Source organism: Nonomuraea recticatena (assembly GCF_039533245.1).
In the GTDB taxonomy this organism is placed as follows: Bacteria; Actinomycetota; Actinomycetes; order Streptosporangiales; family Streptosporangiaceae; genus Nonomuraea; species Nonomuraea roseola.
Genome location: NZ_BAAATE010000019.1, coordinates 24,126 through 38,461 on the forward strand (window position 1 = coordinate 24,126; position 14,336 = coordinate 38,461).

General features: G+C 70.4%; 13 protein-coding genes. 8 read left to right on the forward strand and 5 right to left on the reverse strand.

Annotated elements, in window-relative coordinates:
- The first annotated feature begins 23 nt into the window (after positions 1–23).
- A complete protein-coding gene (gabT, locus tag ABFX50_RS30390) occupies positions 24–1,370 on the forward strand; it encodes a 4-aminobutyrate--2-oxoglutarate transaminase (RefSeq protein WP_346125340.1) in 1,347 nt (448 codons plus the stop codon).
- A 152-nt stretch (positions 1,371–1,522) separates the two neighbouring features.
- The gene (locus tag ABFX50_RS30395) at positions 1,523–1,738 is read left to right on the forward strand and encodes a hypothetical protein (RefSeq protein WP_346151316.1); all 216 of its coding nucleotides are present in this window, start codon (positions 1,523–1,525) and stop codon (positions 1,736–1,738) included.
- On the opposite strand, the gene ABFX50_RS30400 is transcribed toward ABFX50_RS30395, so the two are convergent.
- From ABFX50_RS30400 to ABFX50_RS30415, 4 genes are all read right to left on the reverse strand, one after another.
- A complete protein-coding gene (locus ABFX50_RS30400; RefSeq protein ID WP_346151065.1) occupies positions 1,735–2,955 on the reverse strand; it encodes a saccharopine dehydrogenase family protein in 1,221 nt (406 codons plus the stop codon). The two genes, ABFX50_RS30395 and ABFX50_RS30400, sit on opposite strands and share 4 nt — an antisense overlap.
- 169 nt (positions 2,956–3,124) lie before the next feature.
- The gene (locus ABFX50_RS30405) at positions 3,125–3,565 is read right to left on the reverse strand and encodes a GNAT family N-acetyltransferase (protein WP_346151067.1); all 441 of its coding nucleotides are present in this window, start codon (positions 3,563–3,565) and stop codon (positions 3,125–3,127) included.
- 47 nt (positions 3,566–3,612) lie between these two features.
- A complete protein-coding gene (locus ABFX50_RS30410; protein WP_346151068.1) occupies positions 3,613–4,632 on the reverse strand; it encodes a trypsin-like serine peptidase in 1,020 nt (339 codons plus the stop codon).
- Positions 4,633–4,736: 104 nt separating this feature from the next.
- On the reverse strand, positions 4,737–5,729 hold the full coding sequence (locus ABFX50_RS30415; protein ID WP_183648471.1) for a trypsin-like serine peptidase: 993 nt from the start codon (positions 5,727–5,729) through the stop codon (positions 4,737–4,739).
- Positions 5,730–5,868: 139 nt separating this feature from the next.
- On the opposite strand from ABFX50_RS30415, the gene dxr reads away from it, so the two are divergent.
- The 6 genes from dxr (at position 5,869) to ABFX50_RS30445 (ending at position 13,441) form a co-directional block, all read left to right on the forward strand.
- Entirely contained in the window at positions 5,869–7,059 is a 1,191-nt protein-coding gene (gene dxr / locus ABFX50_RS30420; RefSeq protein WP_346151071.1) for a 1-deoxy-D-xylulose-5-phosphate reductoisomerase, read from the forward strand.
- A gap of 35 nt (positions 7,060–7,094) precedes the next feature.
- Positions 7,095–8,261 (forward strand): flavodoxin-dependent (E)-4-hydroxy-3-methylbut-2-enyl-diphosphate synthase, encoded by a 1,167-nt coding sequence (gene ispG / locus ABFX50_RS30425; protein ID WP_346151072.1) that lies wholly within the window; start codon positions 7,095–7,097, stop codon positions 8,259–8,261.
- 364 nt (positions 8,262–8,625) lie between these two features.
- Positions 8,626–9,993 carry an MFS transporter gene (locus tag ABFX50_RS30430; protein WP_346151074.1) on the forward strand — a complete coding sequence of 456 codons (1,368 nt, stop codon included), beginning with the start codon at positions 8,626–8,628 and terminating at the stop codon, positions 9,991–9,993.
- Between the two features lie 98 nt (positions 9,994–10,091).
- Positions 10,092–11,705: an alpha/beta hydrolase gene (locus ABFX50_RS30435; protein ID WP_346151076.1), complete on the forward strand. Its 1,614-nt coding sequence runs from the start codon at positions 10,092–10,094 to the stop codon at positions 11,703–11,705.
- A gap of 52 nt (positions 11,706–11,757) precedes the next feature.
- The gene (locus ABFX50_RS30440) at positions 11,758–12,600 is read left to right on the forward strand and encodes a GNAT family N-acetyltransferase (RefSeq protein WP_346151318.1); all 843 of its coding nucleotides are present in this window, start codon (positions 11,758–11,760) and stop codon (positions 12,598–12,600) included.
- A gap of 10 nt (positions 12,601–12,610) precedes the next feature.
- Positions 12,611–13,441, forward strand: a complete 831-nt coding sequence (locus ABFX50_RS30445; RefSeq protein WP_346151078.1) for an NAD(P)H-binding protein — start codon at positions 12,611–12,613, stop codon at positions 13,439–13,441.
- Between the two features lie 9 nt (positions 13,442–13,450).
- Here ABFX50_RS30445 and ABFX50_RS30450 read toward each other — a convergent pair whose 3' ends face one another.
- The gene (locus ABFX50_RS30450; protein WP_346151080.1) at positions 13,451–14,146 is read right to left on the reverse strand and encodes a DUF4097 family beta strand repeat-containing protein; all 696 of its coding nucleotides are present in this window, start codon (positions 14,144–14,146) and stop codon (positions 13,451–13,453) included.
- Positions 14,147–14,336: the final 190 nt, after the last annotated feature.

The window sequence follows — 14,336 nt, forward strand, 5'->3', positions numbered from 1 at the left end:
GCCGCCCGCCGTACCGTCACGGTATGAGCACATATCAGGGAGGCCCGGCGCTTCCGCAGGAGCGTCGCCTCGTCACCGAGATCCCAGGGCCGAAGTCGCGGGAGCTGCTCGCGCGCAAGCAGGCGGCGGTGCCGCCCGGCATCGGCACCACGCTGCCCGTCTTCGTGACGAGGGCCGGTGGCGGCGTGGTCGTCGACATCGACGGCAACTCCCTGATCGACTTCGGCTCCGGCATCGCCGTCACCAGCGTGGGCAACGCCGCTCCCCGCGTGGTCGAGCGGGTCAGCAGGCAGGTGGCCGACTTCACGCACACCTGTTTCATGGTCACGCCGTACGAGTCGTACGTCGAGGTGTGCGAGAAGCTCAACGAGCTCACCCCCGGCGACCACGAGAAGCGCACGTTCCTGGTGAACAGCGGCGCCGAGGCCGTGGAGAACGCGGTCAAGGTGGCGCGCCTTGCCACCGGCAGGCAGGCCGTCGTGGTCTTCGACCACGGCTACCACGGGCGCACGCTGCTCACCATGACGCTCACCGCCAAGAACATGCCCTACAAGCAGGGCTTCGGTCCCTTCGCGCCCGAGGTGTACAGGGTGCCGCTGGCCTACCCCTACCGCTGGCCGACAGGTCCGGAGAACTGCGCCGAGGAGGCCGCCGCCCAGGCCATCGACGCGATCAACAAGCAGATCGGCGCGGGCAACGTGGCCGCCGTCGTGATCGAGCCGATCGCGGGCGAGGGCGGCTTCATCGAGCCCGCCAAGGGCTTCCTGCCGCGCATCGCGGAGTACTGCCGCGAGAACGGCATCGTCTTCATCGCCGACGAGGTGCAGACCGGCTTCGCCCGCACCGGGCAGCTGTTCGCCTGTGAGGACGAGGGCATCGTCCCCGACATCATCACCACCGCCAAGGGCATCGCGGGCGGTCTGCCGCTGGCCGCCGTCACCGGCCGCGCCGACCTGCTCGACAAGGTGCACGCGGGCGGCCTGGGCGGCACCTACGGCGGCAACCCGCTGGCCTGCGAGGCCGCGCTGGGCGTGCTGGAGACCATCGAGTCTGAGGACCTGGTCGCCAGGGCGCGCCGCATCGGCGAGATCATGCTGCCGAGGCTGCGCGCGATGCAGGAGCGCTTCGACGTCATCGGCGACGTCCGCGGGCGCGGTGCGATGATCGCGATCGAGCTGGTCAAGCCCGGCACCAAGGAGCCCAACCCCGAGGTCGTGGCGGAGATCGTCCGCAGGTGCCACGCCGAGGGTCTGCTCGTGCTGACCGCCGGCACCTACGGCAACGTGCTGCGTTTCCTGCCGCCGCTCGTGATGCCCGAGCACCTGCTCGAAGAGGGCCTGGCCATCCTCGAGAAGGCGCTGTCGGCCTAACCTCGCGAAAATCGGGCATCCGGCTTGCGGCTGGATGCCCGTTTTTGCGTATCGCCATCGCCGAGTTTTCACCATTGCTTGGCAGTGCGCTCAACGATCATCCGGCTATAACGGTTCCGGTATGACCACGAGCGGTGACTGCGAGGAGCGTGATGGACTGGCTCGGCATGGCGACGTTCGACCCTGAGGGGCTGAGCTTCGCGCAGCGCGACGGCGACGCCTGCGTGGTGTGCCACAAACGGTGGCCGAGGCCCAGGGTGCACGTCGGGCGCCTGCCCGACAGCTCTCGTGTGCTGGCCTGCCCCGACTGCGCCGAGGCGCTGCTTCCTGCCATGCCCGCCACCGTCGTGGGCCTTCCCTCGCGCTAGGCGGCCCGGGACGCCGTCTGCTCGCGCAGACCCCACGGCGAGCCGTACTCGGTGAGCAGGTCGAGGAAGGGCACCGCGTCGAACGCCTCGGGGCCCAGCACGCCCTCGCCCCTCCACACGCCCCTGGCCACCAGCTCCAGCGCCACCACCGGGTGGATGGCGGTCTGCCACACCACGGCCTGCGCGCCGTACTCCCTCATCGACCAGGCGTTGTCGACCACGTGGTACAGGTAGACCTCGCGCGGCCTGCCGTCCTTGCCGGTGCCCTTCACCCACGTGCCCGCGCAGGTCTTGCCGCGCATGCGCTCGCCCAGCGTGGCGGGGTCGGGCAGGCTCGCGGCGACCACGTCGCGCGGCGCCACCTCCTCCTTGCCCACCCGCACCTTGTCGGTGCCGTCGAGGCCGAGCTTGTGAAGGGTCTTGAGGACGCCGATGAACTCCTCGCCCAGGCCGTACTTGAACGTCACCCGCTTGGCGTCGATCCACCTCGGGACCAGGAGCACCTCCTCGTGCTCCACGTTCACGCACTCCACGGGGCCGATGCCCTCGGGGAAGTCGAACACCTCCGGCTCGCTGAACGGCTCGGTCGTGCGCCACCGGCCGTCCTCCCACACCACCGGCGGGTTGAGGCACTCCTCGATCGTCGTCCAGATGGAGAAGGTGGGCGCGAAGTCGTAGCCCTCGACGACCAGGTTCGAGCCGTCCCTGACACCCAGCTCCTCGATGCTCTCGAACAGGTGGTCGGCGGCGTACCTGGCGAACACGTCGGCCAGGCCGGGCTCGACGCCCATCCCGACCAGCGCCAGCTTTCCGCCGGCGCGCCACTCGGCGTCCTTCGCGAACTGCTCGTCGCCGAGCTTCACGCCTGTCAGCTCGTACGGCGCGCGCGGATGCGGCCTGGACAGGGACATCGCCATGTCGAGGTAGTGCGTCCCCGCCTCCAGCGCCGCCTCGAACAGCGGCATGGTGAAGCGCGGGTCGACGGCGTTGAACAGCACGTCGCACCGGTGCTCGCGCAACGCGGCGACCACGGCGGCCCTGTCGGAGGCGTCGAGCTGGATGGCGCTGAACCGGGCGTCGCCGGCCTTGGCGGCGGCCGCGGCCGCCCGGTCCTGTTTCGAGTCGGCGACCACGATGTGTTCGAAGAAATCTCGGCGAGCGGCGATGGGGACCACGGCGGAGCCGACGCCGCCGGCTCCCACAAGAAGGATTCTCATGTCGGAACACTACCCACTGACTGGTCATTCAGCCAACCGGTGTCTCAGCCTTCACCGCGCCCTGGACAGTCCCCCGCGCAGGCGGTGGGCGGCGTGGACGAGCGCGCTCTACGCCGAGACGGACTGCTCGATCACCGGCGGGCAGGCCCCCGCCAGGATGATCGAGGCGCTAGAGGTGCTTTTCGAAGCAGACGCTCTCGGCGCAGTCGACGTAGTCGCCGAAGCGCGGGATCGAGGCGTAGCCGGCGGAGGTGTAGAGGCCGATCGCCTCCTCGAACAGGCGGCCGGTCTCGAGCCTGAGCGTGTGCATGCCGCGCTCGGCGGCGAGCTTCTCCACCTCCGCCAGCAGCGTCCTGGACAGGCCGCGACCGCGGTGGCCGGGCCTGACGTACATCCGCTTGACCTCGCCCACGCCGGGCTCCAGCGGCTGGAGCCCCACGCAACCCACCGCCAGCTCGTCCGACCGCATCAGCAGGAAGGAGATGCGGGGGTCGAGGTGCTTGGGGGTGTCGTCGACGACGTCGCGCTGCCGCCAGGCCAGCTCGGCCTGCTGCTCCGCGCACAGCTCCACGACCTGCGGCGACTCGGAGTTCTCTGACGTTATCCGCATGCGCGGCAGGATAACGACCTCCGTGTTTCGAGCGTGTGACGCGACGGTCAGGCCCGCTCGGCGGTGGCGAACAGCGCCTTGGCCGAGTCGCCGAAGTAGGGGCCGTACATGGTGCCGCGGTCGTTGCTGTACTTGAAGCTGCTGACCGAGGTGAGCCTGCCGCGCCCGGTGGTGACGTCGAAGGAGGACAGCCAGGGACCGCCGCTGGAGCCCGCGGTCATGTCGCAGCGCAGGCCCTGGTCGCGCGTCTGGCCGTAGGGATCGTCGCGGACCTGCCCCGAGCAGTAGATGAGGTTCTCACCGTCGAACGGCGGGTCGGCGGGGAAGCCGAAGCCGTAGACCTGGCCGCCGCGCGAGGAGTTGAAGGCGATCTCCTGCGTGCCCACCACGTCGGCGACGTGGCGGCCGTTCGAGGTGTTGAGCGCCACCATGCCGACGTCGTAGCTGTCGTCGGCCGAACGGGACCACGGCCCCGCGACGAACATCCTGCGGGCGGTGTAGGAGCCGTACGGCTTGCCGCCACCGGGCTCGTAGCCCGGCACGAAGGTCCAGTTGCCGGCCCACGCGCCCTTGCCGTCCTTGACGCAGTGGCCCGCGGTGACGACGAGGTCCTTGCTGGCGCTCTTGACGGTGCTGGCCGAGCAGACGAAGTCGACGCCGTCCATGGTGAGGAAGACCCTGCCGGTGGTGCGGGTGACGAGGCCGCCCGTGCCCCAGCGCGAGCCGCTGGTCGTGGCGGTGGGCCTGGCGGACTGCCTGCGGGGGGTGACGATCCTGCCCGCGGCTCCGGAGAGCTCGGGCGCGGTGGCGAGGCCCGCCCTGTTGGACAGGCCGCTCAGCAGGCCACCGTCCTTGGGGAGGGCGGTCTTGGCCACCGTGTCGAGCAGGTCGATCGGCAGCGCCTTCGACATCCTGGTGGGGGTCCAGTAGTCGAGCACGCGGCGCTGCTCGTCAGAACTGCGAGCTGCCACGTGCTCGACGACGTCCTCCTGCTGGGCAGGGACCGGCGCGACCGGCTTCGATGCGTGCTGGACGGGCGTGGCGCCGATCAGGGCCGCGCCCAACATGCCTGCGACGAGTGGAACGGACGCAAGCAGGGGGAGGCTCGAGGTCATGACCCACGAGTCTGCACTACTAGGTGTGTTGTTGTGACTACTTTCGGTAAATCAGCTCAGAGTGCGTTCGTGTTCTGCGCGGCGTTGTAGACAGCCTGGGCCTCGGCGCCGAAATACGGGCCGAACATCCAGTTGGGCGCGAAGTTGTACTTGAAACTGTTCACCGAATTCTGCGTGCCGAGCCCGGTCTTCTCGTCGAAGCTCACGAACCAGGGCCCGCCGCTGGAGCCGCCCGTCATGTTGCAGGTGAGCCCGTGGTCCTTCGACATCAGGAAGTCGTCGAAGGCCCTGCCGCTGCAGTAGATCAGCTTCGACCCGTCGTACGGCGCGGCGGCCGGGTAGCCGAAGGAGTGCATCTGCTGGCGCCTGCCCTGGTTGAAGGCCACGCCCTGGCCGCCGACGACGTCGGTCAGCGCCTTGCCCTGCAGCGGGGCCACGACCACGGCGGCGACGTCGTGGTTGATGTCCTCGCGCGCGTCCCACTGCGGGGTGGTGAGCAGCTTGCTGGCCACCCAGGTGCCGTGCGGCCTCGCGCCCTTGTCGTAGCCGGGGACGAAGACCCAGTTGGTGTGGAAGGCGCCGCCCATCTTGACGCAGTGCCCCGCGGTCATGACGACACTCTTGTTCGCGCTGGTCACCGCGTTGCCCGAGCACGAGGCGTTGCGGCCCTGGTAGGTGAAGAAGACGCGGCCCGCGGTCTTGGTGATCGCGCCGCCGCCCGTCCACGCGGTGCCCGAGCTGGCCTTGGCCGCCTGCGGCTGGCCGGGCGCCGAACTGGTCGGCGGGGCCTCCCACGGGATGCCGGTGGTGGGCTCGCCTGGAGCGCCGTACTTGCCGCCGGACTTGGGCGCGGGAGGCGTGAGCGGCTGGGCCTCCTCCATCTTCTCCGGCGTCCAGTACTGCGTGACCGCCTTCTGCTCGGTCTTGGTGTCGGCGGCCTCCTCGGCGACCGGCTTCGGTCCCGCTCCCGCCTGAGCCGCCGCCGCTGGGAGCGCGGCGGCGCCGGTGGCGAGGGTGAGGATGGAAAGCAGAGCGAGTCTGCGGTGCATGCGTACCTCCATTGACCGGAACTGAGGTTGGAAGCTAGCGGCACCAATATCCAGATTTCTCGCTAATTGCGTAGAACGATATAGCGTTATTCGGACATTTATTTACTTCAATTCCCCTGATTAACAGGCGTTGCGGCGGATGCGGAACAATGGGGCCGTGGACTCAGACCTCTCCCGCTCCGTGACCGTGCTCGGATCGACCGGTTCCGTCGGCACCCAGGCCCTCGACGTCATCGCCCGAAACCCTGGGCGGTTCACCGTCGCCGCCCTCGCCGCGGGCGGAGGCAGGACCGACCTGCTCGCCAGGCAGGCCGTCGAGACGGGCGCGAAGGTGGTGGCGGTGGCCGACGCGGCGGCCGTGCCCGTGCTGAGGCAGGCGCTGCCGGGGGTCACCGTGCTGGGAGGCCCCGAGGGGGTCGCCGAGGTGGCGGCCATGCCGGCCGACGTCGTGCTCAACGGCATCACCGGCGCGCTCGGGCTCACCTCCACCCTCGCCGCGCTGGAGGCGGGCCACACGCTCGCCCTGGCCAACAAGGAGTCGCTGATCATCGGAGGGCCGCTGGTCAAGCGGCTGGCCAAACCGGGGCAGATCCTGCCCGTCGACTCCGAGCACTCCGCGCTGCAGCAGTCGCTGTGGGCGGCAGGCCCGTCGGGCCACGACCCCGAGGCGGTGCGCAGGCTCGTCGTCACCGCCAGCGGCGGGCCCTTCCGCGGGCGCAGGCGCTCGGAGCTGGCCGACGTGACGCCCGAGATGGCGATGGCGCACCCCACCTGGTCCATGGGGCCGGTCATCACGATCAACTCTGCCACGCTGGTCAACAAGGGCCTGGAGGTGATCGAGGCGCACCTGCTCTTCGACATCGGCTTCGACAGGATCCAGGTGGTGGTGCACCCGCAGTCGATCATCCACTCGATGGTGGAGTTCGTCGACGGCTCCACCATCGCCCAGGCCAGCCCGCCTGACATGCGCCTGCCGATCGCGCTCGCGCTCGGCCATCCCCGAAGGGTCGCAGGCGCCGCCCATGCCGTCGACTGGACCACGGCGCACACCTGGACCTTCGAGCCGCTCGACGACGAGGCCTTCCCCGCCGTCGCACTCGCCAGGCACGTCGGCGAGGAGGGCGGCACCGCTCCGGCCGTCTACAACGCGGCGAACGAGGTGTGCGTCGAGGCTTTCCAGCAAGGCAGACTTCCCTTCCTCGCAATCGTCGACACTGTCGCCAAGGTCGTCGAACAGCACAGGGCGACTGCGGCCGAATCGGTGGAAGAGGTTCTAGCGGCTGACGCATGGGCCCGGGAGGCGGCGAAGCGGATGTTCTCGACGGCGTAACCGGACGGTCCCTGTCGCTGCCTAGACTGGAGGACGTGACTTCCGTAGCACTGGGCATCCCGTCGGTCCGTCCGAAGCCGTTGGCCGAGCGGCGCCACTCCCGTCAGATCATGGTCGGCAGCGTGCCGGTGGGAGGCGACGCTCCGGTCTCGGTCCAGTCGATGACCACCACGGTCACCGCCGACATCAACGCGACTCTCCAGCAGATCGCCGAGCTCACCGCCTCGGGCTGCCAGATCGTGCGCGTCGCCGTCCCCTCGCAGGACGACGCCGACGCGCTGCCGATCATCGCGAAGAAGTCCCAGATCCCCGTCATCGCGGACATCCACTTCCAGCCGAAGTACGTCTTCGCCGCCATCGCAGCGGGCTGCGCGGCCGTCCGCGTCAACCCCGGCAACATCAAGAAGTTCGACGACAAGGTCGGTGAGATCGCCAAGGCCGCCGCCGACGCCGGCGTGCCGATCCGCATCGGCGTCAACGCGGGCTCGCTCGACCCCAGGCTCCTGCAGAAGTACGGCAAGGCCACGCCCGAGGCGCTGGTGGAGTCGGCGCTGTGGGAGTGCTCGCTGTTCGAGGAGCACGGCTTCCGCGACATCAAGATCTCGGTCAAGCACAACGACCCCGTCGTCATGATCAACGCCTACCGGCAGCTGGCCAGGCAGTGTGACTACCCGCTGCACCTCGGCGTCACCGAGGCGGGCCCCGCCTTCCAGGGCACGATCAAGTCGGCCGTCGCGTTCGGCGCGCTGCTGGCCGAGGGCATCGGCGACACCATCCGCGTCTCGCTGTCGGCGCCTCCCGTCGAGGAGGTCAAGGTCGGCGCCCAGATCCTCGAGTCTCTCGGGCTGCGCGAGCGGGGTCTCGAGATCGTCTCCTGCCCCTCGTGCGGGCGCGCCCAGGTCGATGTCTACACCCTCGCCGAGCAGGTCCAGGCGGGCCTGGAGGGCATGAAGGTGCCGCTGCGCGTCGCGGTCATGGGCTGTGTCGTCAACGGCCCGGGCGAGGCGCGCGAGGCCGACCTCGGGGTCGCCTCGGGCAACGGCAAGGGGCAGATCTTCGTGAAGGGCGAGGTCATCAAGACCGTCCCCGAGTCGCAGATCGTCGAGACGCTGATCGAGGAGGCGCTGCGCATCGCCGAGCAGATGGGCGTCGAGGTCGACCTCGACGACGAGGTCCCGGGCCCGCAGGTCGTCGTCGGCTGAGTCCGCAGGGGCCCGCCGCCCCCACCGCCCGCCCCCACCGCCCCGTCCTCACCGCCCCGCCCCCGGCGTCACGGAACGCCGGGGAGCCTGGCCGCGTGCCGGCCGTCGTGGCGCAGAGGTCGTCATGAGACAACGTCGTCATGGGGCAGTGGCTGTCATGAGGCAGAGAAGTTGACGGCCGGGAGCCTGGTCCGGTAGAAAACCGAGCGTTCATCGTGCCAGTGAAAGGCAGACATGCCCGAGTCGGACAGAGTGCGCCGCCCCTAGCGGCGGCGTGATCCCACTCTGAGCCGCCGCATCAGCGTCAGTCGCCGGTGCGGCCTTTACCGCTGCCCGGCTCCATGCTCGACACACGGAGCGCGCGGTGCGACGAACACTCGTCATCATTCTTCTTGCCCTCATCACCCTTCCCCTGTCCATCACGGGCGCCTCTGTCGCGCTGCCCGGCATCAGGGCCGACCTGGACGCCGGCCTGGCCGCGACCCAGTGGGTGGTCAACAGCTACAACGCCTGCTTCGCCGCCTTCCTGGTGTTCGCGGGCTCGCTGACCGACGTCCTGGGCCGCAGGCGGGTCTTCGCCTGGGGCGTGGCGCTGTTCTGCGCGAGCGGCGTGGCGGGCGCGGCCGCGACCGACATCCTGCTGCTCGACCTCGTGCGGGCCGTCGGCGGGGTCGGCGCGGCGGCGGCGACCACCGGCGGGACCTCGATCCTCGCCGCGACCTTCCACGGCCAGGCCAGAGCGCGCGCCTTCGGCCTGCTCGGCGCGGCGCTCGGGGCGGGGCTCGCCCTCGGCCCCACGGCGGGCGGCCTGCTGGTGGAGTGGCTGGGCTGGCGGGCGGTGTTCGCCGTGCCCGCGGCGATCTCCGCGCTGGCCCTGGCGCTCGTGCCCGCGCTGCCCGCCATGCGCGGAGCGGGTGGACGCGGGGTCGACCGGGCGGGCGCGGCCCTGTTCACCTCCGCCCTGCTGGTGCTGATCTTCGCCCTGGACGAGGGCCCCGCCATGGGCTTCGGCAGCCCGATCATCGTCGGCTCGTTCGCCGCGGCGCTGGTGCTGGCCGCGGCCTTCGTCGTCGTGGAGCGCCGCGTGGCCTTTCCGATGATCGAGACCGGTCTCGTCGCCGACAGGAGGTTCCTGGCGTTCTCGGTGGCGGCGGGGGCCCTCATGGGCATCCTCGTGCCGCTGGTGGTCTACCTCCCCTCGTACCTGATCTCGGTCGTCGGCCTCCAGCCCGCGCAGGCGGGGCTCTGGCTGCTCATGCTGACCGTTCCCTCGGTCGTCCTTCCCCCGGCAGGGGCGGCGCTTGCCAGGCGGCGTCCCGTGGCGACCGTCGCCGGTTGTGTGGCGGTGAGCGGGTCGGGAGCGCTGCTTCTGGTCACCATCGGGCCCGACAGCACGCTCATGACACTGTTGGCGCCGTTCGCGCTGGTCGGCATCGGCGTGGGGCTGTCCAACGGGGTGCTCGACGGGCTGGCCATCGCCAGCCTCCCGCCTGAGCGGGCGGGGGCCGCCTCAGGCCTGTTCAACACCGCGCGCCTGACCAGCGAGACCGTGGCGCTGGCGGCCGTGGGCGCGATGCTGGCCGCGCTCAGCGGAGGCAGCATGGAAGGCGTGGCCTTCACCTCTGCCCTTCGCGCGGTGTGCCTCGCGCTGGCCGCCCTCGCCGCCGTCGCCACGGTCTGCGTCCTCGTCCTGGCCCGAAGGACACATCACCATGGCTACGCAGAGCAATGAGAGCATTACACGTTGGCAAGCAATCACCCATGCGCACAGTAGTCAAATGACAGCGCAGGGGAGTATCTCCCTGTCCTATGAGCAGAGGAGACGACAGGGTGAAGCGGTTTGTCGGGATTGGCGCCGGACTGGCGCTGCTGGTCGCCGGGCTGGGCGGGGCGGGAAGCGCCGAGGCGAACGCGGGCTCCGGGGTGGTCTGGGGACCGTGTGTGAAGCAGCCTTCGCTCGCCGCCCGTGTCCTGGGCAGTCTCGGGATCATCGATCGGCCGGAGGTCGAGCCGGAGCAGCCGGGGGTGGAGTGCGCCACTCTGCGGGTGCCTCTCGACCACCGTGATCCCTACGGCCAGAAGATCAAGCTGGCGCTCAACAGGGTGAAGGGATCGGTCTCCCGCGACGCCAACCACCTGGGCACGCTGCTGGTCAACCCCGGCGGCCCGGGTGCTTCGGGGCTCGCCCTGGCCACGCATGTAGCCTCGGCGCTGCCGCCTGGCCTGGCGGCCCGCTACGACGTGGTCGGCTTCGACCCGCGCGGGGTCGGCAAGAGCGAGCCTGCCCTGCGCTGCGTCGATCCTGCCAAGTACTTCTCGGCGCCCCGCCCCGACCAGGTGCCGAGAAGCTTCGCGGCCGAGAGGGTGCTGCTCGGCAGGGCCCAGGAGTACGCGGCCCGCTGCGGCAACATGTGGGCGTGGATGCTGCCGCATCTGACCTCCGAGAACACCGTCCGCGACATGGACGCCATCAGGGCTGCGCTCGGGGAGGAGCGCATCAGCTACTTCGGCTACTCCTACGGCACCTACCTCGGCGCCGTCTACGCCTCGCTCTTCCCCGGCAGGCTCAAGCGCCTCGTGCTCGACAGCACGGTCGACCCCAAGGGTGTCTGGTACAAGGCCAACCTCGCCCAGAACCTCGCCTTCGAACGGCGTCACCGCGACTTCCTCGCCTGGACGGCCAAGCACAACGCGGTCTACCGGCTGGGCCGTACGGTGAAGGAGACCTCCTTCGCCTACTACTCCATGCGCCATCGCCTGGCCGCCAGAGCGGCAGGTGGAAAGGTGGGGGCGAGCGAGCTCGACGACCTGTTCACCCTCGGCGGGTACGCCAACCAGATGTGGCCGAGCCTGGCGGGCGCCTGGTCGAGGTACGTGCGCCAGGGTGACGTGCAGGGCCTGGTCGAGGTGTGGAAGCAGCACGGCCAGAACAGCGCGGAGGACGAGAACGGCTACGCGGTCTACCTGGGCGTGCAGTGCACCGACGCCTCGTGGCCGCGCACCTGGACGACCTGGCGGACCGACATGGCCAGGCTGCACCGCGTCGCGCCCTTCCTCACCTGGCCCAACGCCTGGTACAACGCGCCGTGCGCGTTCTGGGCCACGCCGGCAGGGACGCCCGTGACGCTCAGGGCGGCCCGTGAGCTGCCGCCGATCCTGATGATCCAGTCGCGGCGCGACGCCGCCACGCCGTACGAGGGGGCGGTGAACATGCGCGGGCTGTTCCCCAGCGCCCGCATGCTCGTCGTGCCGGGTGGCAACCACGGCGTCGCGCTGGGCGGCGACGGGTGCGTGGACCAGCACCTGTTCCGCTACCTCGAGGACGGCTCGCTGCCCTCCGCGCGGGCGAACTGCCCCGGCGTGCCGGAACCGACGCCGATGGAGCGGATGGCGGCGGGAGACGCGCCGCACCTGCGTCTGATGGAGGCGCTCGGCCGTCGATAGCTGGGCGTGGTTCATGTCAAAACGGGGCAGGTCGCGTAGGCTGGCCGGTGTGATGCTGCGTACATCGGCGTCGCGCGTGCTCGACGACAGCGACAGGGACGAAGTGCTCGCACTTCTCGACACCAACCCTGTCGCCAACGTCTTCGTCGCCTCACGGGTCAGGAGCGTCGGGTTGCACCCGACGCGCCTGGGCGGGCAGATGTGGGGGTTCGGGCCGCGCGGCGCGCTCACCTCGCTCTGCTACGCCGGAGCAAATCTGGTGCCGGTCAACGCCGGGCCCGAGGCCGTGCACGCCTTCGCCGACCGCGCGCGCAAGCAGGGCCGCCGATGCTCGTCCATCGTCGGCCCCGCCCCCGCGGTCGAGCTGCTGTGGGAGCGGCTGGAGCCGCACTGGGGGCGGGCCAGGGCCATCCGTTGGTCGCAGCCGGTCATGGCGACCACCCAGAAGTCCCCGTATCCCGCCGACCCGCTCGTACGGCGGGTGCGTCCCGAGGAGTTCGACATCCTCCTGCCCGCCTGCGTGGCGATGTTCACCGAAGAGGTGGGCATCTCGCCCAACGGGGGTGACGGCGGCGCGCTCTACCGCACGCGGGTGGCCGAGCTGATCCGCATCGGCCGCTCCTACGCGCGCATCGACGACGGCAAGGTCGTGTTCAAGGCCGAGGTCGGCGCCGTCACCCCGCAGGCCTGCCAGATCCAGGGCGTCTGGGTCGACCCCGCGCTGCGCGGCCAGGGTCACGCGGTGGCGGGCATGGCGGCGGTGGTGGAGGCGGCGCTCTCCTGCTTCGCTCCAGTCGTCTCGCTGTACGTCAACGACTTCAACCACGCGGCCAGGGCCGTCTACAGAAGGGTCGGCTTCCATGAGGTCGACACGTTCATGTCTGTCCTGTTCTAGGCTCTTTTTCATGATCCTCGTCACTGGAGCCACAGGAAACGCGGGCAGGGCCGTCGTAGGCGCGCTCGCCGAGGCGGGTGCGCCGGTCCGCGCGCTGGTCAGGCGGCAGGCCGACCTGCCGGCCGAACTCGCCACAGGCGACCTCAACGACCCCGCCTCCGTCGCGGCGGCGCTGGAGGGGGTGCGGGGGGTCTTCCTGCTCAGCGGCTACGACAACATGGCCGCGACGCTGGCGGAGATCGCCAAGGCGGGCGTGGAGCGCGTCGTGCTGCTGTCGGCGAGCGCCGCCGAGACGGGCAACCCGGCCAACGCCGTCTCTCGCTACCACATCGAGTCGGAGGCCATGGTCCGCGAGTCGGGCGTGCCGTGGACGATCCTGCGCCCGCGCACCTTCTTCGCCAACACCTTCCGCTGGCTCGACCAGCTGAGGGCGGGCGACGTGGTGAAGGACGCCTTCCCCGACGTTCGGGTGGCCGCCATCGACCCCCTCGACATCGGCGCGGTCGCCGCCACGGCCTTCCTGACCGACGGACACGAGGGGCAGGTCTACCCGCTCACGGGGCCGCAGTCACTGCTGCCCGCCGACAGAGTGCGCCTGCTCGGCGAGGTGCTGGGACGCGACCTCACCTTCGTCGGGCTCTCCGACGAGGAGGCCAGGGCCCAGATGAGCGCCGCCATGCCGCAGATGTACGTCGACGCCTTCTTCGACTTCTTCGCCGCGGGCAACCTCGACGAGTCGCCCGTGCTGCCCACCGTCGAGCAGGTCACCGGCCGTCCGCCCAGGCCCTTCGCGGAGTGGGCCGCGGCCAACGCCGCCGCCTTCCGCCGGACGGACGCCTAGTTCTACTAGCTAGGAGGCGGCGACCTCCAGGCGGCCCGAGTCGCTGCTCATCTCGATCGTCCTGGCGGCGGAGTCGTCGTGGATCGCCGCGATCTCCTTGTCGCCCGAGCTGGTCTCGGCCGTGACGTGGTAGGGCCCCTTCGGCACGCGCACCTCGCTGGAGCCGGAGTCGCTTCTGGTCTCCACCTTGTCGGGCGGCGCGGTGAACACCAGCTTCGTGTCGCCCGAGTCGGTCTCCGCGAGGACCTGCTTGGCGGTCAGCCGGTCGGCCTCGATCGCGCCCGAGTCGCTCTTGGCCTTCACCTCGCCCGACAGGCCGGTCAGCGTCATCTGGCCGGAGTCGGTCTCGGCGTCCACCAGCAGGCCCTTCGGCACCTCGACCAGGTAGCTCACGTCGCAGCCCGAGTTGATCCCCACCGAGATCGGGCAGGTGAACGACAGCGCCAGCGTGTCGCCCTTCACCACGTGGCTCGTGGTGGGCTTGTTCTTGTTCCAGACGAGGGTCTCGGTCACGTGGATCCCCTTGCGGTCCGACTCCACCACCTCGACGGTGCCCGAATCGGCCTCCACCCTCAGCGCCGCCACCTTGTCGGTGACGTCGTAGCTGACGCTCTCCCGCTCCTTCGCGCCCAGCCCGCCGCATCCCGTCAGGGCCGCCCCGAGCCCGACCAGGCTCGCGATCACGATCGTCCTCTTCGTCTTCACGAGAGCCAACTCTCCTACAGGCAGGGAGCGACGCCTTCAGGGACCACCCTGAAACACCCCTGAGTGGCCACCCTCGCACAGCCCCGGGACCCCGGCGGCGATCCCTCGACGGCGCCGTGCCCCGCGGGCGGATCGCCGAGCTCCCGCGGCGCCCCGGCCGTACCCCCGGCCGCCCCCAGCCGACCCCCAG

Coding starts and splice junctions, on each gene's coding strand:
- dxr (WP_346151071.1), top strand. CDS start 5,869: ATGCGGAACAATGGGGCCGTGGACTCAGACCTCTCCCGCTCCGTGACC.
- ABFX50_RS30395 (WP_346151316.1), top strand. CDS start 1,523: ATGGACTGGCTCGGCATGGCGACGTTCGACCCTGAGGGGCTGAGCTTC.
- ABFX50_RS30440 (WP_346151318.1), top strand. CDS start 11,758: ATGCTGCGTACATCGGCGTCGCGCGTGCTCGACGACAGCGACAGGGAC.
- ABFX50_RS30410 (WP_346151068.1), bottom strand. CDS start 4,632: ATGTTGGGCGCGGCCCTGATCGGCGCCACGCCCGTCCAGCACGCATCG.
- ABFX50_RS30405 (WP_346151067.1), bottom strand. CDS start 3,565: ATGCGGATAACGTCAGAGAACTCCGAGTCGCCGCAGGTCGTGGAGCTG.
- ABFX50_RS30445 (WP_346151078.1), top strand. CDS start 12,611: ATGATCCTCGTCACTGGAGCCACAGGAAACGCGGGCAGGGCCGTCGTA.
- gabT (WP_346125340.1), top strand. CDS start 24: ATGAGCACATATCAGGGAGGCCCGGCGCTTCCGCAGGAGCGTCGCCTC.
- ABFX50_RS30400 (WP_346151065.1), bottom strand. CDS start 2,955: ATGAGAATCCTTCTTGTGGGAGCCGGCGGCGTCGGCTCCGCCGTGGTC.
- ABFX50_RS30415 (WP_183648471.1), bottom strand. CDS start 5,729: ATGCACCGCAGACTCGCTCTGCTTTCCATCCTCACCCTCGCCACCGGC.